Genomic DNA, 22,049 nt, shown 5'->3' with positions numbered 1-22,049 from the left:
TTTGAGTCATTCAGGCTTAGTCCTATGTATGACTCAGATAACGGAAACCAGAACTTAAGTCATTCACACACAGATCATCACATGACTCAGATGATGCCATAAAGAGATTAAGTCAATCAAAAGGCAATAATCGTTTCTGCTAATCAGATCGCAGCTTTCTACAACAGTTACACAGCTCTTGCCGATAATAAGGTGAGCGGCAGTAGTGGCGGAAACGGCATCACAAGATCCCAGGCTCTTAAGTCAGGTGTAAAGTTCGGGATCATTGGCCTGATCCTGGGTTTCTTCTTAGCCGCAGGCTTTATCGTATTTAAGGCAATCGTTGAAGATAAGATCACTAATGCCGGTGAGATCACTTATCTCTTCGGTCTCCGCATCTTCGGCGACTATAAGTCCCTTGGCAAGTCCAATGCTATCGCCGGACCCAAGTTTGCCGGTACCGCTGGAGCAGGCAATTCAGAACTTCGCGCCAATGCTATCGACAGCATGCTTTACAAGCTATCTTACGGGGATGCACTTCCGGATAAAGATAAGTTCTACGAAGTAGCCGCTGCCAATATAAAAACATTTGTGGCAGCCTTCAAGGATGAGGATATAAAGGAGATTTCCCTTATCGGAAGGATCGATCCCGACGCCCTCAGCAACATCGCAAGGTCTGTAAATACTATAAACGGTGACGAAACCGTAAAGGCAGCAGGTGACATCATTACAGACGCCGCAGCCATCAATGCCATCCGCGATGTAAAGTACACACTCCTCGCTGCTGACCGAAATACCTCCAAGAAGAATCTCAGCACCCAGCTTCAAAAGCTGAAAGGCCTAAAAAAGCAGGTCGCAGGAATCCTGCTCTTTGACTGATTTTCGCAAGGGGGATCAAGCCGTAATAGCTCAGCAGGCTCTGAGTTACTTAGTATAACGTATTTTGAGTTTCCGGCACCTTCAACGGACATGCCTGCTTGGTATTACAACGATAAAACTGTAAAATAATCCACCGTAGATGGTTCCCACAGGAGAACCGTCTACGGTGGATTTCTTTTGTGATTGATATTTTGTGTAAGTCAAACTCCATTACGAAATTAAGAATATTTTGTTGATGCTGTTCCTTCGTTTCTGATCATTCCTCTTCCTCGTCATCACTCTGGTCTTCATCCTCATATCCATCGCGCTCGATTACGTTGCTCTTGGGAGCATATTCCCTGGTGTCTGCTGTAGGAGAAACGGTCTGGGATGAATAGTTCTTAGGAATGTTTCCGCCGGGACCAAAGGAATCATTACTGGTGTTATTAACATCAGGCTCAGAGTACGTACTTGATGTCGAACTGCCTGCATTTGCTGAGGCATCGTCTGAAGCAGACGAACCTGAACCTGTGTTGGATTTTGCTGTTTTATATATCGTTGCAACAATTTCCGATGATGAAACACCGGTACTTATAGTTGACTTCGATGATTTAGAATTGCTTGAACTTGAGCTCTTTGATGATTTCGTTGACGTAGAAGTCGAGGTATCATCAGAGCTGCCTGACCCCTTCTTTTTCGGAGTTGAATACCTCTGTGTGATCAGCTGCATACCATCCGCCGAATAAACGTAGGAATCATTAGCGGTATTAACATTGGTGCCCATGGATGTGGGAACGATGGAGGCTCCATGGATAAATGCTCTTGTCATGGGCACAATTCCTGAGTACCAGGAACCGTCAGGTCCCACCACATAACCGTCCGGGGTCACTGTATTGGTGTAGAGGTATCCCCTTTCGTCGAAGGCGTAGCACAAATATATCCCGTCTCCGTCATTGTCTATCCATTCCCAGGCGTTCTGAGGGTAGGTTCCGTCGTCATGAACATACCAGTAGCCGGTCTCATTCGCCATCCAGTGCCCCGCAAGCCCGGTGAGAGTGCAGGCGGCACTCACCGAAATGCAAGCGATGCCGGTTCTTATAAAGTTAAACAATTTTCGATTTCTCATAACAGTTTCCTCGCTGAACTCTGATCTTTTTTTCATAATTTTATCTTAATGATATTTCGCTTTTTTTCAGACCAAATATAACATTTTCGCCCCCGGAATAAGATGAAATTTAGTTTTCAAAGTCTTAAGGTTTTTGTAGAGGGTTTTAGAGTTATTTTAGGATTTGAAGAACAAAAAGCAACGAAGCATGAGCTTCGTTGCTTTCGGATTACAATATTCTGAAAAGATTCCGGGGATCTGAAGGGCATACGGGAAGTCAGGCCGGAGTTAGTGGTCAATCCTCCGCATATATCCTGATGGCCTTCGGAATGACCGAAACAGTAACTTCTTTCCTTGCGCCGCCGTATTCCCCGTCAAGGGTCCAGTCCATGTCACTGTCTGATATGAAGGTCACTTCACCGGTACGGAAGATCTTTATATGAGGATTGTCAAAATTACCATCGCCGGCTGCCATGAGGATCTCGCCGATATCCGGAAGGGCATCCGGTGCCTTGATGAGGATGACCTCGAAAAGACCGTCGCTAAGGGAAGCATCGGCAAGAGCCGGAGTTTTGAAGCCGCCCACGGAGGTTGCATTGGAAACAGCTCCAAAGATATAGTCCCCTTCCTCGGAGGCTCCGTCGTGGATTACCTTTAGATGATGGCGTGACTGAAGGGAAGCCGGAGCAGATGCTACACCATTGATGAGATAAGCAAGATAACCGAGAAGATTTTTCTGATCCTGAGGCGTAGCATAACTCACATTGGTAAAAGCCCCGAAGGCAGCAACGTAATTAAAGTATTTATCCTCGAAGGAGCCTATGTCCAGGCGGTAAACTCTGCTTTTCTTCACTCCGTGGATGATCTTTGTCACATCCCCGCTGAGACCGAGAGTCTTTGCATAGTCATTGGTGGTGCCGCTTGGAATGTAAAGCACCGGAATGCTGGTTTTCCCCTTGTCGGTTGCCTCCATGAGGGCATTCACCACATGATTGAGCGTCCCGTCGCCGCCGATGCAGGCCACAAGCTTCACCTTTTTTTTATATTCCCTGATGATGTTCTCGGAAGTGATATTCTTGGCCGGAATGATGGGGTAGGTTATCACCTCATAGTCAAGCTTCACAAGCTCACTTATGAGCCGGAACACCTTGTCTCTTGCATTCCCCGTCCCCGCATTCTGATTCACCAGAACAAGCGCCTTCCTAAGCGGCTTCTTCCATTGATTTTCAGTAACCTGCGGAATTTTGGTCAGGCTGGTTGAATTGGATTCGTTAATTTTTGAACTGGTTTCTTTTGATTCTGATCCATTGCCCATACTTGTTACCTCACTTGCATGTCGGAACGATCTTCTTGTGTATATCTATCATTATAGATGTTTTATGATAAAAAAGGCAACTTCATGAAATGAAAACCCTGTATAGTAACACTGCTCGCCCGGCACAGGTGTAAATTCCCCTTCCTTGTGCTATACTATGAGCTAAAATAACATGAATAAGGAGAACTAACCCATGTCAAAATATGATTATCTGGTAGTCGGCGCCGGCCTTTACGGCGCAGTCTTCGCCCACGAAGCCGCATCCGCCGGCAAAAAAGTCCTGGTCATCGACCGGCGCCCGAACATTGCGGGTAATGTCTACACCGAAGACGTAGAGAAGATCCATGTCCACAAATACGGTGCCCACATCTTCCACACAAACGACGGAAAAGTCTGGGACTACGTACAGAAATTCGCTACGTTCAATCGCTTCACCAACTCCCCGGTTGCCAATTTCCACGGCGAGCTCTACTCCCTTCCCTTCAACATGTACACCTTCAATAAGATGTGGGGCGTGGTAACTCCCGAGGAGGCTGCAGAGAAGATCGAGTCCCAGCGCCGCGAGGCCGACATTACCGAGCCCAAAAACCTCGAGGAGCAGGCCATTTCCCTGGTGGGCACAGACATTTACGAGAAGCTCATTAAGGGCTACACCGAGAAGCAGTGGGGCCGCCCCTGCACCGAACTTCCGGCTTTTATCATTAAGCGCCTTCCGGTGCGGCTCACCTTTGATAACAACTATTTCAATGCTCTCTACCAGGGCATTCCTGTCGGAGGCTACACAAAGATGGTTGCCGCCATGCTTGGTGGTGCCGTAGTTCAGACCGGCGAGGATTTTGGCAAGAACGCAGCTGCTGTAGCTGCCGATGTTCAGATCGGAAAAGATTTCGGTCAGAACAAGACTGCTGCTGCCGATGTTTCGGTCTGCGGGAATTCCGGCAAGAGCGGGGCGAATGTCGGATCAGGAAGCATCGAGGTTCACGTTGGAGTGGATTTCTTCGATGAGTCCGGCGCACCCAGAAAAGACCTGAGATCCATCGCCGACAAAGTGGTTTACACCGGCGCCATTGATGCATATTTCGGCTATAAGCTCGGCTACCTTGAGTACCGTTCGGTCAGGTTCGAGAATGAACTCCTTGACAAACCGAATTTCCAGGGTAATGCTGCCGTCAACTACACTGACCGTGAGACTCCCTGGACCAGGATCATTGAGCATAAGTGGTTTGAGTTTGGTAAGGACGATGAGGGTAATGACATCCCGAAGACCGTGATCTCCCGCGAGTTTTCCAGCGAGTGGAAGCCCGGCGACGAGCCTTACTACCCTGTCAACGACGAGAAGAACGGCAAGCTTTACGAGGAGTACAAGAAACTTGCAGACGCAGAAACCGGCGTGATCTTCGGCGGCCGCCTCGGCGAGTACAAATACTACGACATGGACAAGGTTATTGCTTCCGCACTCGACATGTGCGAGAGAGAACTTGGAAAATAACTAACATCAAAGAAATAAGTGAGAAATGGAGATAGTATTGTTATGGGCTATGGGGACGGGGGTGCAGCTCCAAAAATCAAAAGAAAAGTGCTGAGAGTTGCTGCGATTGCTTTGGCTTCTGTGGCCTTCGTCCTCCTCAGCGCCTGCGGCAAATCCAATTCAAAAGGAAAATCTTCCGATAAAAAACAATCATCAACCGCCGCTTCACAGGAGCGCCGCGTTGAAGTCATTACCGGCACCATTCCCGGGGAAGAGGACGGTTCGGATATGTTGCTGGACAGTTTGAGCGAAAACGGTGCCCATGATGCGTCCGGGGAAAATGGGATAACCGGAAGTGACATCGCCACCGCCGGAAACATTAGCGAAGGAAAAGGTGCAGGTGACGGTAAGCCGGGCGGTGACACCGAGCCCCACGAGGAGATTCTGACTATCAATCCCGATGACCTGATCGGGTTCACCACGGATTACGGTCACGTGCAGCTGATCCACGACGAAGGCGCCATTCACAACCTGACAAGTGACGTGGGAGAGGAAAGATACCACGACGGGGACTTAGGATTTTATTACAATGCAAAAGCCGGGATAAAAGCATTGGTCCCCGGGTACTACAATTACTACCAGACGGATGACCTGGGTTACGACCATTTCTATGTCTTCAGCAACTCCTCCTACCCGCAGATCAGCTTCATGAGCTTCACTGAGGGAGACGGCGAGGAGCTGACCGCCGACAATTACAAGGACTATCAGGACAGGATCCTCGACGCTTACCGGAAGGATCTGGAGGGCTTCTATCAGGAACGGACCCGCACCAGCTTCACCATCGGCGATTTTAAGCTGCGCGAATCCGTGTTCAGGGGACAACGCGACGACAAAGCTGTCACCGCCTGCCTGGAACTTCTGTGGAATGCCGACGAACGGTCCATCCTCGCGATCAGCTTCTTCGAGTACGACACCGACGGCCAGGCCTACATGGACGACTTCGTGACCATGATGACGGATCATCTTTCGAAGACTTAATAATGTGCGTTTTTCGCCGTTTTTTAAAAAGAAAGATAGAGTTTTGTTATGATATATTAATCTTGGTTTTACGAATGTCGCTGAATCACGCGAGAATATACGCTCATTTTTCCAAAATTCTAAATTCACTATAAAATTAAATACAAAAAACTTTAATATTTTCACAATTGAAAATGTCATACTCTTTTGGAAAATACGTGGTATAGTATGTCTACGTAAAGGTTATTTGCTAAAACAAAGCCGAATTTTATGGAGAGAAAAAATGAAGAAAATGAACTTGATTAAAAAAATAGTAGCAACCGCAACAATCGCGGCACTCAGTGTTTCAATGTTTGCAGGAACAGCTGTTGCAGGACAGTTTATCCAGGATGAAAAGGGCATCTGGTACAAGAACGACGACGGAACATTTCCTAAGAGTGTTTGGCAGTGGATTGATGCAGATGGAGACGGACAGTTCCTTTGCTATGGCTTTGATGAGAACGGTTATGTTTATTCAAGCACAACAACACCTGATGGCTACACAACCGCAGCAGACGGATCATGGATCCAGAACGGTGTCGCTGTAGCACGTACGGCTTTAGAGAATCTTGATACCAATGCAATTGTTGATGCTGCAGCAAAGACAGCACAGATGATCGCTGAGAGCAATAACAAGGCAAGCAAGAGCGCAGTTGATGCCATCAATGGTATCAAGACAAACATAACAACGGAGGACAAGGTCTTAAAGGTTGGTCAGCTCTCGACGCATATCAATTCAAGCGATCTCGTAGTGAACAAGCATATCAAGAAGACAATAACTGAGGGTGCCGCAGGCATTGGTGTAAACACAGAAGAGGATGACGGACCTGATATGAGCAAGACAAGCTACGATACCAATGGTCCCAGCGTTCCTGCAGGAGCTGTTTCGAATTCAGTAGCACCTCTTACAGATACTTCAACTGTTTTAGTTCCGGGCCCTGATGGACAGGCTTCAGACGGTACGGGAGAGGATTGATAATCCGGCACGCTTTTGATTAAGCCCATCAGATATTTATCCCTATGACATCTATGAAGGCTTTCTAAGGCAGCGTTGATGGATGAGAAGAAAACAGAATATTTGTAATAAGATTTAATGGATTTGTTTTATTAGTCTTTACAGAAAATGATGATGACTCCCTTGCGAAAGCAGGGGAGTTTTTCTAAATCGAATAGCAGAATGACCGTTATCGATCATCCTGCTATTCGGAAGGGAGTTAATTACTAATGAAGGGAATTGAAGCGGAAATTGATGGAATCCCGCTTTTCAATTAATAGTATTCACAAGTATCGTCGAAATAAGAAGTTGGCGTCATTCTTACCTCGGATTTATCTTTGTTGACTATAATATAACTCACTGTTCATCACAAAAGTGTCACAACCGAAAGAAAAAATTAAGAAATTTCGAACGGCTCCGATCCATGTCATGTCGCGGTTGATGTACCCATGGGACGGAGCCGGTGGGTCATTTTTCCTGATTGACCCACTAACTCCTTTCCGGGGCACACCCGGCAGAGCGGCTACATTTTCTGACCGGCTACTAAATCATTAAATGAGAAATCCACTGGATATTTACCCGGCACTATGATAGAATTTCTCCTTGTGAGTTATATATTTAAAACTACGGAGGATGTTTTATGAACGCAGTGGGCTGGATAATTTATGTAGTTGCAATCGTTGCAATGTTTTATTTTATTGGTGTCAGACCTTCACAGCAGGAACGTAAAAAGCAGCAGGAGCTTCTTGCTTCTGTAGCTGTGGGAGATACGGTTCTTACAAGCTCAGGTTTTTACGGAGTTATCATTGATATGACAGATGATACCGTTATCGTAGAGTTCGGTAACAATAAGAACTGCCGTATCCCTATGCAGAAGGTTGCTATCGTTCAGATCGAGAAGCCAAATTCAGGCTCTTCAAGCGGCGATAAGAAATAAAATCTTTTTACAATAGAATAATAAAAAACAAAGGCGAGCAGCACGCGGATCGATCCGCATGTTGCCCGCCTTTGTTTGATCCACCTGTTTATCCACCGGGGATGGTTCTCTTAGTCGACAACCGACTCTGCCGGCGACAAGCGACCCTGCCGGCGAGAACCGTCCCCGGTGGCATCACCCTTGCGGCGTGACCGAAATTCGTAATAAATACGTAAAACGTAATTGATTGTTACTATACGTCAAATAGCGTAACATAGGACTTAGATAGATTTAGTGATTTAAGGCGGTGGCAATGAATCTTAAGACTCTTAGAGAGCTGAAAGGAATAAGTCGAAAAGAGCTTGCGGATATGACGGGGATATCCTTCCGCTCCATACAGGACTATGAGCAGGGTCATAAAGAGCTTAGTTCGGCAAAGGCGGAGACGATCCTGAAGATGGCCGGGGCATTGGGCTGCACCATGGAGGATCTTATCTCGGATTTCGATCTGGGTTCCTTAAAGCCAAGTGAGCTTAAAGAGATGGTATCGGACGAGAATTCAAGATCAAAAGTACTGAGTGCAAGGAGTGAGGGTTCCTTCATTCTGATGCACAAAGACCGGGAGGTTGCCGATCTTGTACTTGAATCAGTGACGGGCGCGATCGTTGAAGTTGCCCGCGTGATGGATCAGCATTTTATGCCTTTGGGAACGGTCGGGGAGGACCGATTCCTGAAGGCATGGTGGCACCATAGAGCAGTGCCTGTGACACAGGGGAACCTGGCGTCTACATTGGAAAAGCTCGGATTCCTGACCCCTCAGGCATACCTTCTGAGGAACATGGGACTGTCCCTCAATGATGACTACTGGCTTAAACCCCGGGGCAGCAGTTTGAGGTGGGACGACGTAAGTCTTTATAAGAATGAGTTCGACGATGTTGTGGGCGCGAGCCATTTCACCGGACTTCCCGTGGATGAGGATTTTGCTATCACCAAGGAACTGTTCCCAAGCGGGTCCACCAAGGGTAATGTTCCCAAATCCTGGGTTTGCGTGGAAGGGAAGAGATTTCTCGTCAAGGGCACAGAGGGCAACAAAACCCAGCAGATTTTCAATGAAGTTGTTGGTGCTTATATCCACAGAAAACAGCAGAAGTTCGACTTTGTGGATTACGAGTTCTACACTATAGATTACGGCTACGGTAAGAAAATCGGAGTCAGTGCCGAAGCATTCACCTCTGAGAACCTTGAGTTTGTCTCTGCGAGAGAACTTATAGAGGCCGGAAGGAGGACGCATAAAGGTGCATCGGACTACGACATTTTTGTAAGTGCCTGTGAGGACGGCGGTATCCCCAGGAAACAGGTAGAAGCATTTCTGGATTACCAGATCCTGACAGATTTTATCATTAGCAACACTGACAGGAACTATGACAACTTCGGAGTGCTGAGAGATGCAGAGTCCCTGAAGTTCGTGAAGATGGCTCCCATCTTTGATTCGGGAAATTCCATGTTTTACGATCTCGATATGAATCACGGAACCCTCGAGCTCAATAACATTCCGGTAGACAGCTTTGCTGAAAATGAATTCGGCCTGCTGAGGCTGGTCAAGGACCCTTCTATTGTGGAAATGGATAAGCTTCTGACTAATGATGAGCTCAGCAAGGTTCTGGCAAGCTCCAACCGTACACCTGAACAGGTGAGAGTCCTTCTTTCCATCTATGACAAAAAGAAAGACATGCTCTTCAAACTAAAACGCGGCGAGCTGGGCTGGCTGAAATAATGATCAAGAAAGACGTTCATTTCAAGTTGAAGCGAGACGAATTGAGCCGGCTGAAACTAATTAACTGAAAAAAGACATACTCTTCAAGTTAAAGCGCGGCGAGCTGGGCCGGCTGAAGAAGTAAACTAAATTGATTATTGGTTGTTATGATCTGAAAAGATTCTGACAACTGAGAATATACCTAAAACCTCTTTTTCTCCAAGCGCTGAGATCTGAGCCTTTCTCCTACATGATCTCAGCGCACTTTTTTTATTTATATTTAGCCATGATGTGTCTTTATAGATGCCTCCGGCAGAAACTCCGTCTTGCATTGACGCAACATTGTAGTAAAATCTGTTTAAACATTACCCTATAGAAAGGAACGCTCCGGTCTCAATGTTACGGCCGGATGCCATTCAAGATATGAAGAAGACTCTAATGGCGGTTTTTGGAGGAAGATCCACAGAACATGAGGTCTCCTGCAAATCCGTAGTGAACATTGTTAAGAACATAAATAAAGAAAAATACGACGTGCTCCTGGTGGGCATCACCAAAGAAGGAGAGTGGCTCATGGCCGAGTCTCTCGACCGAATCATAGATGGCAGCTGGTACAAATCCGGCATCAAAGCCTGCCTTCTTCCGGATGCAAAGCTCCATTCCCTTCTTATAAAGGATAAGGCCGGAAATATTTCCCTCAGAAAGATCGATGTTATCTTCCCGGCCCTTCACGGAAAAAACGGTGAGGACGGAACTATTCAGGGACTATTTGAGCTTGCCAGAATTCCTTATGTGGGCTGCGGTGTTCTTGCCAGCGCAGTTTCCATGGACAAGCTTTACACCAAGATCATCTGCAACGAGCCCCTCAAGAAGGTTGGCGTTCGTCAGGCCGAGTATGTTTCCGTTGTTGGCAATGAGATCAAAGATATGGACGAATGTGTTCGCCGTGTTGAGAAAGCATTTGAATATCCCGTTTTCGTCAAGCCCTCCAGCGCCGGCTCCAGCTGCGGCGTGACCAAGGCTTACAACCGCGAGCAGCTCATCGACGGCATTAAAAAAGCCTACGAGGTTGACTACAAGGTTCTCATCGAGGAGACCATCGTTGGCCGCGAAGTTGAGTGCGCCGTGTTCAGAGACATTGACGGAAACATCAAGGCCAGTGGTGTCGGCGAGATAAAGGCAGCAGCAGATTTCTACGACTACGATGCGAAGTACAACAATCCGCAGTCCGAAACCGATACTGACCCAGATATTAATGAAGACGACCGGGAACTCATCCGCAGAGCCGCAAAGGTAGTGTTCGATGCAGTTGACGGATTCTCCCTTGCAAGAATCGATTTCTTCCTTACAGAGAACGGTCCGGTTTTCAACGAGCTCAACACTCTTCCCGGATTCACTGCCATCTCCATGTATCCGATGCTTTGGGAAGTAAAGGGAATCGACAAGCCGCGACTTGTGCAGGCCCTCATAGATACGGCATTTACCCGCCCAACAACCCAGGGCTGATGCGTTGCATGAAAAGGTTTATTTGCTGGTTGCACTTACATGCCCGGCAACTCAAGGTTGATGCGTCGTTTGAATTGGTTTAAATACCATTTGCATCTTCGTGACCGACTACAAAGGGTTAACGACCCTAAGAAATTCTTAACTTTTACTTTTGGATTCCTTCAAACACTTTCGTGCAGCCGGTGCTATAGTATTCACATAATAAATGTACGAAATACACAATCCTTTATCCTTTTAAATGTTTAAGATTTCAGATAGCCCCGGTCGTTGACCGGGGTTTTTGATTATAAAGTCTTAAGGAGGAAAAATGAGGGTCAGAATAGAGATGAAATCACGCCAGACAGTGGATGGCGATACAGATATTTTTGATACGGTTTCAGACGGCATCTTAAGAGAAGTCGGGGACGGCACACAGATCCTGACCTACTTTCAGGACGGCGTTCACAATGAAATGCGCGTGGACACAGCCGGAAAAGAAGTGACAGTTGTCAGGAACTGGAAGCATGATAATGCTTTCCGCTATAAGGAAAACACAAAACACATAATGAATTACGAAACCCCCATGGGCTACATGGAGCTTGGCTTTGACACAAAGCGCGTCGAGATCGACCGGGTTCATGCGGAACTTGTGATGAACATATTTCTTTCCTACAGCATCACACAGTACGGTAATCCGGTTTCGGAAAATGAGATAGAGATCAGGATTGCGAAGGCATAATGTTTTTTCCTTGCATTTTGACAGTTCAAATAGTAATATTAGCTTCGGCGGTTTATCCGCCACCATGTAATTTTTTGAAAGTTGAGGATTTTATATATGTTTTTAATGGCTATAGAAATGGGTGCTGTAGGAAAAGTGCTTCTCATCATACTCCTGATACTTCTTGTTATTCTGGGAGTTCTTTACTATTTCGGACGTAAGATGAGTCAGCAGCAGGCAGAACAGCAGCCTATGATCGATGCCAATACTCAGAACGTAACACTTCTCGTTATCGATAAAAAGAAGATGTCCATAAAGGAAGCTGTGGCAGCGGGACTTCCCAAGCAGGTTGAGGAGCAGACTCCGGTTTACTTAAAGCTCAGCAAGCTTCCAGTTGTTAAGGCAAAGGTTGGTCCACAGATCATGACACTTATGGCTGATCCGAGCGTGTTTGATCAGATCCCTTTACACAAAGAGTGTAAGGTGGCTGTTGCCGGAATCTATATCCGTAAGATTCTTTCCGTTCGCGGTGGCGCAATTCCCAAGGCACCAGAGAAGAAGGGCTTCCTGGCAGGTCTCAGAAAAAAGGCAGAGCAGCAGCTCAATGAGTCGAAGAAATAATACAGATCATACAAAGCGGTTCACTTCCCGGTGAGCCGCTTTTTTGATTCTCCAATCTGCCCAAGCGCTTCGCCTCATTTCTACGTCACACACCGACCTGCCCGGGTTCGCCACATCACTTCTTCTCCCTCGCCTCACGCTGCTCCGGGTCTCTCGTCCACGCTCAACCTCCTGATACAATGAAAAACCTCCAACCCATTGCAGTGGGTCGGAGGCTTTCATAAGGAAGTAATTATGAGATTTGTTTATGAAAAATGCTATGCATCTATCTGGTTTAGTTTAGTACATTGCTTTTTCTTTTTGATATGTATAAGTTATCACGACCAATGTCACAAAAGTGTCACAGATTTTGTATATTTATGAGAAAATTATTTTTTTAAATGCACCCCTTGACTTGAGTCCTCTACCTGCGATAGTATATATGATACCTATTTTGGGGCCCTAGGCATATTGCGCCCATTTTTCGGTCTCCAAAATACATGTAACTATAGGAAACATTAAACCAGATTCATTGAAATGTTGATACATCGAAATACAATGCTCGTAACGATGAATGCACATTTTGAGAACATCCACATCTTTCTATGAATCACAAAGATCAAGCGGGTTTCCCGCAATGGGGTGAACGGTCAATGGAAAAAAGCAAGATGCGTGTCGTTAAAAACGGCAAAAACATCAGAATGACATTTGCACAGCACGAAGAAGTGCTGGAGATGCCAAACCTGATTGAAGTCCAGAAGGATTCCTACGAGTGGTTCCTTTCAGACGGCCTCCGCGAGGCATTTGATGACATCTCTCCGATCCAGGATTTTGCTGGACACCTTTCCCTTGAGTTCGTAGGCTACAAGCTCTGCGAAGATGAGAAGAAGTACAACATCGAGGAGTGCAAGGAGCGTGATGCGACTTACGCAGCACCTCTCAAGGTGAAAGTACGTCTTATCAACAAGGATAAGGAAGAGATCAACGAACATGAGATATTTATGGGCGATCTGCCTCTGATGACAGATACCGGCTCATTTGTTATTAACGGTGCAGAGCGAGTTATCGTATCACAGCTCGTTCGTTCTCCGGGCATTTACTATGGTCAGGATCACGATAAGATCGGTAAAGAGCTTTACTCATGTACAGTTATCCCTAACCGTGGTGCATGGATCGAGTATGAAACAGATTCCAATGACGTATTTTTCGTACGTGTAGACAGAACCCGTAAGGTTCCTGTATCTGTATTTATCCGTGCGCTTGGTATCAGCTCCAATGCCGAGATCATTGACCTCTTCGGTGAAGAGCCTAAGCTCATGGCTTCTTTCGAGAAGGAGTCACCTGAGGCTCAGAACTACGAGGGTGGTCTTCTTGAACTTTACAGAAAGATAAGACCGGGTGAGCCGCTTTCGGTTGATTCGGCAAGCTCACTTCTTAACGGCATGTTCTTCGACCCGCGCCGTTACGATCTTGCAAAGGTTGGACGTTATAAATTTAATAAGAAGCTTCACTTCAAGAACCGTATCAAGGGACATACTCTCGCTGAGGATGTTATCGATGAGTCAACAGGTGAAGTTATCGCACAGGCAGGAGAGCAGATCTCCCGTCAGAAGGCTATCGAGATCCAGGATGCAGCAGTTCCTTACGTATGGATCGACGGCCCTACACGTAAGGTAAAGGTTCTTTCAGCTATGGAGGTAGACCTTGATAAGTACGTTACTTTCGACGCTTCGGAGATCGATTACGATGAGGCCAAGGAGTACGAGCACGTTAAGGAGTACTTTGAAAAGCAGGCTGACCGCACACATGCATCATTAAGCGAAGAGGCTGAGAAGAAGCTTTGGGATGCCCTTACTCTCGAAGAGAAGCAGGCACTTATCGACCAGGATAAGCCTGATGAGCTCGTTTACTATCCTGAGCTTGCAAGACTTATGGAGGAGAATGCTGACGATCAGAGAGCTCTCCGTATAGCCATCATGAAGGATATGCATGAGCTTGTTCCGAAGCACATCACTAAGGAAGATATCTTTGCTTCCATTAACTACTGCATGCATCTTGAGGAAGAGGTCGGAACCAAGGATGATATCGATCATCTCGGAAACCGTCGTATCCGTGCTGTGGGAGAGCTTCTCCAGAATCAGTACCGTATCGGTCTCTCCCGTATGGAGCGTGTTGTCCGCGAGCGTATGGCAACACAGGATATCGAGGAGATCACACCTCAGAGCCTCATAAACATTAAGCCCGTAACAGCTTCTGTTAAGGAGTTCTTCGGTTCATCACAGCTGTCACAGTTCATGGATCAGAACAACCCGCTTTCAGAGCTTACACATAAGCGTAGACTTTCAGCCCTCGGACCGGGCGGTCTTTCAAGAGACCGTGCAGGATTTGAGGTTCGAGACGTTCACTATACACACTATGGACGTATGTGCCCTATCGAGACACCTGAAGGACCTAACATCGGTCTTATCAACTCTCTCGCATCCTATGCCCGTATCAATGAGTACGGCTTTATAGAGGCTCCATACCGTATGGTAGACAAGTCTGACCCTCAGAATCCTAAGGTGACAAAAGACGTTGTATACCTTGCTGCCGATGAAGAGGATAACTACGTAGTTGCACAGGCAAACGAGCCGCTTGATGCAGACGGACATTTCCTTCATGACAATGTTTCCGGCCGTTTCAGAGAGGCTACCCAGGCATTCCCTAAGGCCTCTATCGATATGATGGACGTATCACCCAAGATGGTATTCTCGGTTGCTACATCCATGATTCCGTTCCTCCAGAACGATGACGCTAACCGTGCCCTCATGGGATCAAACATGCAGCGTCAGGCCGTGCCTCTTATGGTTACCGAGAGAGCAGCAGTTGATACCGGTATTTCCGCAAAGGCTGCCGTTGACTCAGGTGTTTGCTGCGTTGCAAAGTATGATGGTGTAGTTGAGATCTCTGCTTCAAACAAGATCGTGATCCGTCGTGATTCCGATGCAACTCTTGATGAGTACAAGCTCACAAAGTTCATGAGATCCAACCAGTCCAACTGCTACAACCAGAAGCCTATCGTATTTGCAGGTGATCATGTAAAGAAGGGTGATGTTATCGCCGATGGTCCTTCAACCTGTCAGGGTGAGATCGCTCTCGGTAAGAACCCTCTTATCGGATTCATGACATGGGAAGGTTACAACTACGAGGATGCGGTTCTCCTTTCAGAGAAGCTCATCCAGAATGATGTTTATACATCTATACATATTGAAGAGTACGAATGTGAAGCCCGCGACACCAAGCTCGGACCTGAGGAGATCACTTCTGACGTTCCCGGTGTAGGTGACGATGCATTAAAGAACCTTGACGAGCGCGGAATCATCCGTATCGGTGCTGAGGTTCGTGCCGGTGACATTCTCGTTGGTAAGGTTACTCCTAAGGGAGAGACAGAGCTTACAGCTGAAGAGAGACTCCTTCGCGCTATCTTCGGTGAGAAGGCAAGAGAAGTTCGTGACACTTCGTTAAAGGTACCTCACGGCGCATACGGCGTTGTTGTGGATGCCAAGGTATTTACAAGAGAAAATTCAGACGAGCTCGCTCCGGGAGTTTCAGAGTCAGTTCGTATTTATATCGCACAGAAGAGAAAGATCGGTGTTGGCGATAAGATGGCCGGCCGTCACGGAAACAAGGGTGTATGTTCAAGAGTTCTCCCTGTAGAGGATCTTCCATACCTTCCTAACGGACGTCCGCTTGATATCGTGCTTAATCCTCTAGGCGTGCCTTCCCGAATGAATATCGGACAGGTGCTTGAGTTACACCTTTCTCTTGCTGCGAAGGTTCTCGGTATCGACGTTTCAACACCTATCTTTGATGGTGCTACAGAGCCTGATATCAGACAGACCCTCATCCTTGCAAACGATTACGTTAACAAGTCATGGGAAGAGTTTACAGAATTACACAAGGAAGAGCTTGATCCTGAGGTTTATGAGTATCTCGGCGCTCATCTCGATCACAGAGAGGAGTGGAAGGGTGTACCTATCGGAACTGACGGTAAGGTGCAGCTCCGGGATGGACGTACAGGACTTCCGTTTGATGGCAAGACATCTATCGGATTCATGCATTATCTCAAGCTCCATCACCTTGTAGATGATAAGATTCACGCACGTTCAACCGGTCCGTATTCACTGGTTACACAGCAGCCACTTGGTGGTAAGGCACAGTTCGGTGGACAGCGTTTCGGAGAGATGGAAGTTTGGGCCCTCGAGGCTTACGGTGCTGCATACACACTTCAGGAGATCCTTACCATGAAGTCCGATGACGTTGCAGGACGTGTCAAGACCTATGAGGCTATCATCAAGGGACAGAATATCCCTGCTCCGGGTGTGCCTGAGTCCTTCAAGGTTATGCTTAAGGAACTTGAGGCACTCTGTCTCGACGTACGCGTACTTGACGATCAGCAGAATGAGATTGAGATTACAGAGGATCTCTACGATGCTAACCAGGATATGCACCGTCTGCTTTCAGGCGGAGACAACCGTTACGATAAGAATGAGAACCTTGGCCAGTACGGCTTCGCTGCTCAGGAATTTAAGAACGGTGAGCTTGTTGATGCGGATGACAGCATGTCTCAACAGGGCGTAGAGATGTTCTCGGATGGCGATGATGAGCTTGTGTCAGCATTAGGCGCAGATCTCATGGATGATGGTTTCGGGGATGATTCTTCAGAGGAAGAAGATTTCTATGAGGATAGTGAAGATATCGTTTCGGAGTCTGACGATTTCTCAGACGACGATGAAGTATAATTAGGAGGAATACATGGCACAGCTTGATAAAATAAATGAGCCTGTTCAGTTTGATTCGATCAAGATCGGCCTTGCCTCTCCGGAGAAGATCCTGGAGTGGTCTCACGGCGAAGTTAAGAAGCCTGAGACAATCAACTACAGAACTCTGAAGCCTGAGAAGGATGGACTTTTCTGTGAGCGTATCTTTGGACCGGTTAAAGACTGGGAGTGCCACTGCGGAAAGTACAAGAAGATCCGTTATAAGGGTGTTGTTTGTGACCGCTGCGGTGTTGAGGTAACAAAGTCCTCCGTAAGACGTGAGAGAATGGGACATATAGCTCTTGCAGCTCCTGTTTCCCACATCTGGTATTTTAAGGGTATTCCTTCAAGGATGGGTCTGATACTTGATATCAGCCCCCGTGTCCTTGAGAGAGTTCTCTATTTCGCAAGCTATATCGTACTTGACAAGGGTGAGACACAGCTTGAGTACAAGCAGGTTCTCTCCGAGAAGGAGTACAGAGATGCGATCGAACAGTATGGCTATGGTTCCTTCCGTGCAGGAATGGGTGCAGAGGCTGTACTTGAGCTCCTTAAGAGCATTGACCTTGAAAAGGAGTATACAGAATTAAGACAGGAGCTTGATGATGCTTCCGGTCAGAAGAGAGCAAGAATCGTAAAGAGACTTGAGGTTGTTGAGGCATTCCGCTCATCAGGAAACCTTCCTGAGTGGATGATCCTTACAGAGCTTCCTGTTATCCCGCCTGATCTTCGTCCTATGGTACAGCTTGACGGCGGACGTTTTGCTACATCGGATCTTAACGATCTTTACAGAAGAATCATTAACAGAAACAACCGTCTTGCCCGTCTTCTCGAGCTTGGCGCACCTGAGATCATCGTACGTAACGAGAAGCGTATGCTTCAGGAAGCTGTTGATGCACTTATCGATAATGGCCGTCGCGGACGTCCTGTAACAGGTCCCGGAAACAGAGCTCTGAAGTCACTTTCAGATATGTTAAAGGGTAAGCAGGGACGTTTCAGACAGAACCTTCTCGGTAAGCGTGTTGACTACTCAGGACGTTCTGTTATCGTCGTAGGACCTGACCTTAAGATCTATCAGTGCGGTGTTCCTAAGGAGATGGCTCTCGAGCTTTTCAAGCCTTTCGTAATGAAGGAGCTTGTAAATACAGGTAAGGCACACAACATTAAGAATGCCAAGAAGATGGTCGAGAGACTTGATCCTATGGTTTGGGATATCCTTGAAGGCGTTATCAAGGGTCACCCGGTTATGCTTAACCGTGCCCCGACCCTTCACAGACTCGGTATCCAGGCATTCGAGCCCACACTTGTAGAAGGTAAGGCGATAAGACTCCATCCGCTCGTTTGTGCAGCGTTCAATGCTGACTTCGATGGTGACCAGATGGCTATCCACCTTCCTCTTACACAGGAAGCTCAGGCAGAGTGCAGATTCATGCTTCTCGCGCCCAACAACCTGCTCAAGCCTTCAGACGGTGGTGTTGTTGCTGTTCCTTCACAGGATATGGTACTTGGTATCTACTACATCACACAGGAGAGACCGGGTGAGCCTAACGAGGGAATGTTCTTCAAGAGCATTAACGAGGCTATCCTTGCAAAGGAAAATGGCTACATCACCATGCACACAAGAATCAAGGTACGTATCAAGAAGATCCTCAAGAACGAGGACGGTACCGAGAGAACTGTTGAAGGTGTTATCAATACAACTGTAGGTCGTCTCATATTTAATGAGATCATCCCTCAGGATCTCGGATTTGTTGACCGTTCAATCCCGGGCAATGAGATCCTTCCTGAAATCGATGAGATCGTTAAGAAGAAGAACCTTAAGAAGATCCTTGAAAAGATAATGGACGTTCACGGTGCAACACAGACAGCATTAAGCCTTGATGACATCAAGTCCATGGGCTACAAGCAGTCTACAATTGCAGCCATGACCGTTTCCATTTCGGATATGACAGTGCCTGCATCAAAGCAGCAGCTCCTTGATGAAGCACAGAAGACTGTAGATAAGATCGCACGTAACTACCGTCGTGGTCTCGTAACAGAGGAAGAGAGATATCAGGAAGTTATCGATACATGGAAGAAGACCGATGATCAGCTTACTCATGACCTTCTCAGTGGTCTTGATAAGTACAACAACATCTTCATGATGGCTGATTCCGGAGCCCGTGGATCTGATAAGCAGATCAAGCAGCTTGCAGGTATGCGTGGACTCATGGCTGATACAACCGGACGTACCATCGAGCTCCCTATCAAGTCAAACTTCCGTGAAGGTCTTGACGTACTGGAGTACTTCATTTCCGCACACGGTGCCCGTAAGGGACTTTCCGATACTGCGCTCCGTACAGCCGATTCCGGATATCTTACACGTCGAATGGTTGACGTTACACAGGATCTCATCATCCGTGAGCTTGACTGCTCGGCAAATAAGGACAAGATTCCGTTCCTTGAGATTTCAGAGCTTTCTGACGGACAGGAGAAGATCGAGTCACTTCAGGATCGTATCACAGGCCGTTACATCGCTGAGGATATCGTAGATCCTGAGACAGGCAAGACTATCGTTAAGGCTGATCACATGGTTACACCTAAGCGTGCACCACGTGTTATCAAGGCTCTTAACAACATGGGCAGAAAGACCATCAAGATCAGAACCGTACTTACATGCCGTTCAAAGAATGGTGTCTGCGCTAAGTGCTACGGTTCAAACCTTGCAACAGGTCAGCCGGTTCAGATTGGTGAGGCAGTTGGTATCATCGCTGCTCAGTCAATCGGTGAGCCTGGTACACAGCTTACCATGAGAACCTTCCACACCGGTGGTGTTGCCGGTGGTGATATCACACAGGGTCTTCCGAGAGTTGAGGAGCTTTTCGAGGCTCGTAAACCTAAGGGACTTGCAATTCTTACAGAGATCCCGGGTGTGGTTGAAATCAAGGAAACCGCTAAGAAGAGAGAGGTTGTTGTTACTGATTCTGCTAATGCTCAGTCAAAGACATACCTCATTCCATACGGTTCCAGACTTAAGGTGCAGAACGGTCAGGTTCTTGAGGCCGGTGACGTACTTACAGAAGGTTCCATTAACCCTCATGATCTTCTGAAGATCAAGGGCACCAAGGCAGTACAGGATTACATGATCTCTGAAGTTCAGAGAGTATACCGTCTCCAGGGTGTTGAGATTCAGGACAGACATATCGAGATGATCGTTCATCAGATGATGAAGAAGGAACGAATCAACGATGCAGGTGATTCACACTTCATTCCGGGTACAACCGTTGATCGTCTTGATTTCGAGGATGAGAACGAGAGACTTATCGCAGAAGGCAAGAAGCCGGCAGAGGGAACAAGAATCATGCTTGGTATCACCAAGGCATCTCTTGCAACAGATTCCTTCCTGTCAGCTGCATCCTTCCAGGAGACAACCAAGGTTCTTACCGAGGCTGCCATCAACGGAAAGAGAGACAACCTTGTGGGACTTAAGGAGAACGTTATCATCGGTAAGCTCATTCCTGCCGGTACAGGCATGAAGCGTTACAGAAATGTAGAGCTTTCACAGGATATTGAGGATATCGAGGACGAGACAGAGCAGCTCTTCACACCTGATGAGGCATTTGACATCGATGCTGAAGGCGTTGAGAGAATCGCAGCCCGTCACAGAATCGAGAACCAGAAGAATAACGTACTTTAAAGCGTTTCACTGAAACCACAGGGGTGGCAAGTCAGCTTGCAATCCCGAGTCGATACTGCGAATGCACAATAATATTAGTAGAAAGGGACCGCGGCTTGCTGCGGTCCCTTTTGCTCTATAAAAAATATATAAATTCGATTGACAAGAAAATTTGATTGAAGTATAGTACTTAGGCGTGTGTAAAAAGCACGCTCTGTTTTAGTATTTCAGAGTAAAAAATACACATATCATAAACCTAACGAAAGGAGAACCAAATGCCTACATTTAACCAGTTAGTAAGAAAGGGCAGAACTTCTCAGAAGAAGAAGTCTACCGCACCTGCACTTCAGAAAGGATTCAACTCTTTAAAGAAGGTGGCAACTAACATTTCCGCTCCTCAGAAGCGTGGTGTATGTACAGCTGTTAAGACAGCTACACCTAAGAAGCCTAACTCAGCTCTTCGTAAGATCGCCAGAGTAAGACTTTCAAACGGTTTCGAAGTTACATCATACATTCCGGGAGAGGGACATAACCTTCAGGAGCACTCTGTTGTTATGATTCGTGGTGGCCGTGTTAAGGATCTTCCTGGTACAAGATACCATATCATCCGTGGAACACTGGACACAGCCGGCGTTGCAAACAGAATGCAGGCCCGTTCAAAGTACGGCGCAAAGAGACCTAAGGCTAAGAAGTAATTTATATTACCTTAGTAAGATTCAGCAATTAAGACATGGTTAAAATGACGGATAATGGAACTCATTATTTATATAAGGTGTGTCCTTGTCCGCATGAACTCGCAAAACACTACATTTAAGTAGCAGTTGCGTAGAGTACCGATGATCTAAAACAAATTTTTAAGGAGGGAAGTAACGTGCCACGTAAAGGACATACTCTGCACAGAGACGTTCTCGCAGACCCAATCTACAATTCAAAGATTGTAACAAAGCTTGTTAATTCCATCATGCTTGATGGTAAGAAGGGTGTTGCACAGAAGATCGTTTATGGTGCATTCGACATCGTCGCAGAGAAGAGCGGCAAGGAAGCTACAGAAGTATTTGAAGAGGCTATGAACAACATCATGCCTGTTCTTGAAGTTAAGGCTAAGCGTATCGGTGGTGCCACATATCAGGTACCTATGGAGGTTAAGCCTGAGAGACGTCAGACACTTGGTCTTCGTTGGCTTACAGAGTTCTCACGTAAGAGATCTGAGAAGACTCAGGCTGAGAGACTCGCTAACGAGATCATGGACGCTGCAAACAATACCGGTGCAGCTGTTAAGCGTAAGGAAGAGATGCATAGAATGGCTGAGGCTAACAAGGCATTCGCACATTACAGATTCTGATAGGAGGGA

15 protein-coding genes and 1 pseudogene are annotated in these 22,049 nt (G+C 46.8%); 14 read left to right on the top strand and 2 right to left on the bottom strand.

Annotated elements, in window-relative coordinates; genetic code table 11:
* The first annotated feature begins 192 nt into the window (after nucleotides 1–192).
* Entirely contained in the window at nucleotides 193–858 is a 666-nt protein-coding gene (locus G625_RS0105255) for a hypothetical protein (RefSeq protein ID WP_029200275.1), read from the top strand.
* 256 nt (nucleotides 859–1,114) lie between these two features.
* On the opposite strand, the gene G625_RS21050 is transcribed toward G625_RS0105255, so the two are convergent.
* Nucleotides 1,115–1,963 (bottom strand): hypothetical protein, encoded by an 849-nt coding sequence (locus G625_RS21050; protein ID WP_198014864.1) that lies wholly within the window; start codon nucleotides 1,961–1,963, stop codon nucleotides 1,115–1,117.
* A 274-nt stretch (nucleotides 1,964–2,237) separates the two neighbouring features.
* A complete protein-coding gene (locus G625_RS0105245; RefSeq protein ID WP_049895737.1) occupies nucleotides 2,238–3,257 on the bottom strand; it encodes a diacylglycerol/lipid kinase family protein in 1,020 nt (339 codons plus the stop codon).
* Between the two features lie 193 nt (nucleotides 3,258–3,450).
* Here G625_RS0105245 and G625_RS23600 point away from each other — a divergent pair.
* The 13 genes and pseudogenes from G625_RS23600 to rpsG all read left to right on the top strand — a co-directional run.
* Nucleotides 3,451–3,612: pseudogene (locus G625_RS23600) on the top strand (NAD(P)-binding protein); the annotation flags it as partial.
* Nucleotides 3,613–3,771: 159 nt separating this feature from the next.
* Entirely contained in the window at nucleotides 3,772–4,746 is a 975-nt protein-coding gene (locus tag G625_RS0105240) for a UDP-galactopyranose mutase (protein ID WP_330364977.1), read from the top strand.
* A gap of 42 nt (nucleotides 4,747–4,788) precedes the next feature.
* Complete coding sequence (locus G625_RS0105235) at nucleotides 4,789–5,763, top strand: hypothetical protein (RefSeq protein ID WP_029200271.1); 975 nt, start codon at nucleotides 4,789–4,791, stop codon at nucleotides 5,761–5,763.
* A 262-nt stretch (nucleotides 5,764–6,025) separates the two neighbouring features.
* Entirely contained in the window at nucleotides 6,026–6,757 is a 732-nt protein-coding gene (locus tag G625_RS21045) for a hypothetical protein (protein WP_029200270.1), read from the top strand.
* 658 nt (nucleotides 6,758–7,415) lie between these two features.
* Entirely contained in the window at nucleotides 7,416–7,712 is a 297-nt protein-coding gene (gene yajC, locus G625_RS0105225) for a preprotein translocase subunit YajC (RefSeq protein ID WP_029200269.1), read from the top strand.
* A 292-nt stretch (nucleotides 7,713–8,004) separates the two neighbouring features.
* Nucleotides 8,005–9,465: an XRE family transcriptional regulator gene (locus G625_RS21040; RefSeq protein ID WP_029200268.1), complete on the top strand. Its 1,461-nt coding sequence runs from the start codon at nucleotides 8,005–8,007 to the stop codon at nucleotides 9,463–9,465.
* Nucleotides 9,466–9,867: 402 nt separating this feature from the next.
* Entirely contained in the window at nucleotides 9,868–10,947 is a 1,080-nt protein-coding gene (locus G625_RS0105215; RefSeq protein WP_044931721.1) for a D-alanine--D-alanine ligase family protein, read from the top strand.
* 307 nt (nucleotides 10,948–11,254) lie between these two features.
* Nucleotides 11,255–11,665 (top strand): DUF1934 domain-containing protein, encoded by a 411-nt coding sequence (locus G625_RS0105210; protein ID WP_029200266.1) that lies wholly within the window; start codon nucleotides 11,255–11,257, stop codon nucleotides 11,663–11,665.
* Nucleotides 11,666–11,761: 96 nt separating this feature from the next.
* Complete coding sequence (locus G625_RS0105205; protein WP_044931690.1) at nucleotides 11,762–12,265, top strand: hypothetical protein; 504 nt, start codon at nucleotides 11,762–11,764, stop codon at nucleotides 12,263–12,265.
* A 632-nt stretch (nucleotides 12,266–12,897) separates the two neighbouring features.
* A complete protein-coding gene (rpoB, locus tag G625_RS0105200; protein WP_029200264.1) occupies nucleotides 12,898–17,025 on the top strand; it encodes a DNA-directed RNA polymerase subunit beta in 4,128 nt (1,375 codons plus the stop codon).
* 13 nt (nucleotides 17,026–17,038) lie between these two features.
* On the top strand, nucleotides 17,039–20,719 hold the full coding sequence (gene rpoC / locus G625_RS18480; protein WP_044931686.1) for a DNA-directed RNA polymerase subunit beta': 3,681 nt from the start codon (nucleotides 17,039–17,041) through the stop codon (nucleotides 20,717–20,719).
* 254 nt (nucleotides 20,720–20,973) lie between these two features.
* The gene (rpsL, locus tag G625_RS0105190; protein WP_029200263.1) at nucleotides 20,974–21,393 is read left to right on the top strand and encodes a 30S ribosomal protein S12; all 420 of its coding nucleotides are present in this window, start codon (nucleotides 20,974–20,976) and stop codon (nucleotides 21,391–21,393) included.
* A gap of 176 nt (nucleotides 21,394–21,569) precedes the next feature.
* A complete protein-coding gene (gene rpsG / locus G625_RS0105185) occupies nucleotides 21,570–22,040 on the top strand; it encodes a 30S ribosomal protein S7 (RefSeq protein WP_029200262.1) in 471 nt (156 codons plus the stop codon).
* Nucleotides 22,041–22,049 lie beyond the last annotated feature (9 nt).

It is taken from the genome of Oribacterium sp. NK2B42, from assembly GCF_000424445.1.
Taxonomy (GTDB): Bacteria; Bacillota; Clostridia; order Lachnospirales; family Lachnospiraceae; genus Oribacterium.
This window is presented reverse-complemented; position numbering and strand designations above follow the sequence as displayed.

Bases quoted from the DNA above. Each gene is read 5' to 3' on its own strand.
- yajC (WP_029200269.1), top strand. From the start codon at position 7,416: ATGAACGCAGTGGGCTGGATAATTTATGTAGTTGCAATCGTTGCAATG.
- rpsL (WP_029200263.1), top strand. From the start codon at position 20,974: ATGCCTACATTTAACCAGTTAGTAAGAAAGGGCAGAACTTCTCAGAAG.
- G625_RS21040 (WP_029200268.1), top strand. From the start codon at position 8,005: ATGAATCTTAAGACTCTTAGAGAGCTGAAAGGAATAAGTCGAAAAGAG.
- G625_RS0105235 (WP_029200271.1), top strand. From the start codon at position 4,789: ATGGGCTATGGGGACGGGGGTGCAGCTCCAAAAATCAAAAGAAAAGTG.
- G625_RS0105210 (WP_029200266.1), top strand. From the start codon at position 11,255: ATGAGGGTCAGAATAGAGATGAAATCACGCCAGACAGTGGATGGCGAT.
- G625_RS21045 (WP_029200270.1), top strand. From the start codon at position 6,026: ATGAAGAAAATGAACTTGATTAAAAAAATAGTAGCAACCGCAACAATC.
- G625_RS0105245 (WP_049895737.1), bottom strand. From the start codon at position 3,257: ATGGGCAATGGATCAGAATCAAAAGAAACCAGTTCAAAAATTAACGAA.
- G625_RS0105205 (WP_044931690.1), top strand. From the start codon at position 11,762: ATGTTTTTAATGGCTATAGAAATGGGTGCTGTAGGAAAAGTGCTTCTC.
- G625_RS21050 (WP_198014864.1), bottom strand. From the start codon at position 1,963: ATGAGAAATCGAAAATTGTTTAACTTTATAAGAACCGGCATCGCTTGC.
- rpoC (WP_044931686.1), top strand. From the start codon at position 17,039: ATGGCACAGCTTGATAAAATAAATGAGCCTGTTCAGTTTGATTCGATC.
- G625_RS0105215 (WP_044931721.1), top strand. From the start codon at position 9,868: ATGAAGAAGACTCTAATGGCGGTTTTTGGAGGAAGATCCACAGAACAT.
- rpoB (WP_029200264.1), top strand. From the start codon at position 12,898: ATGGAAAAAAGCAAGATGCGTGTCGTTAAAAACGGCAAAAACATCAGA.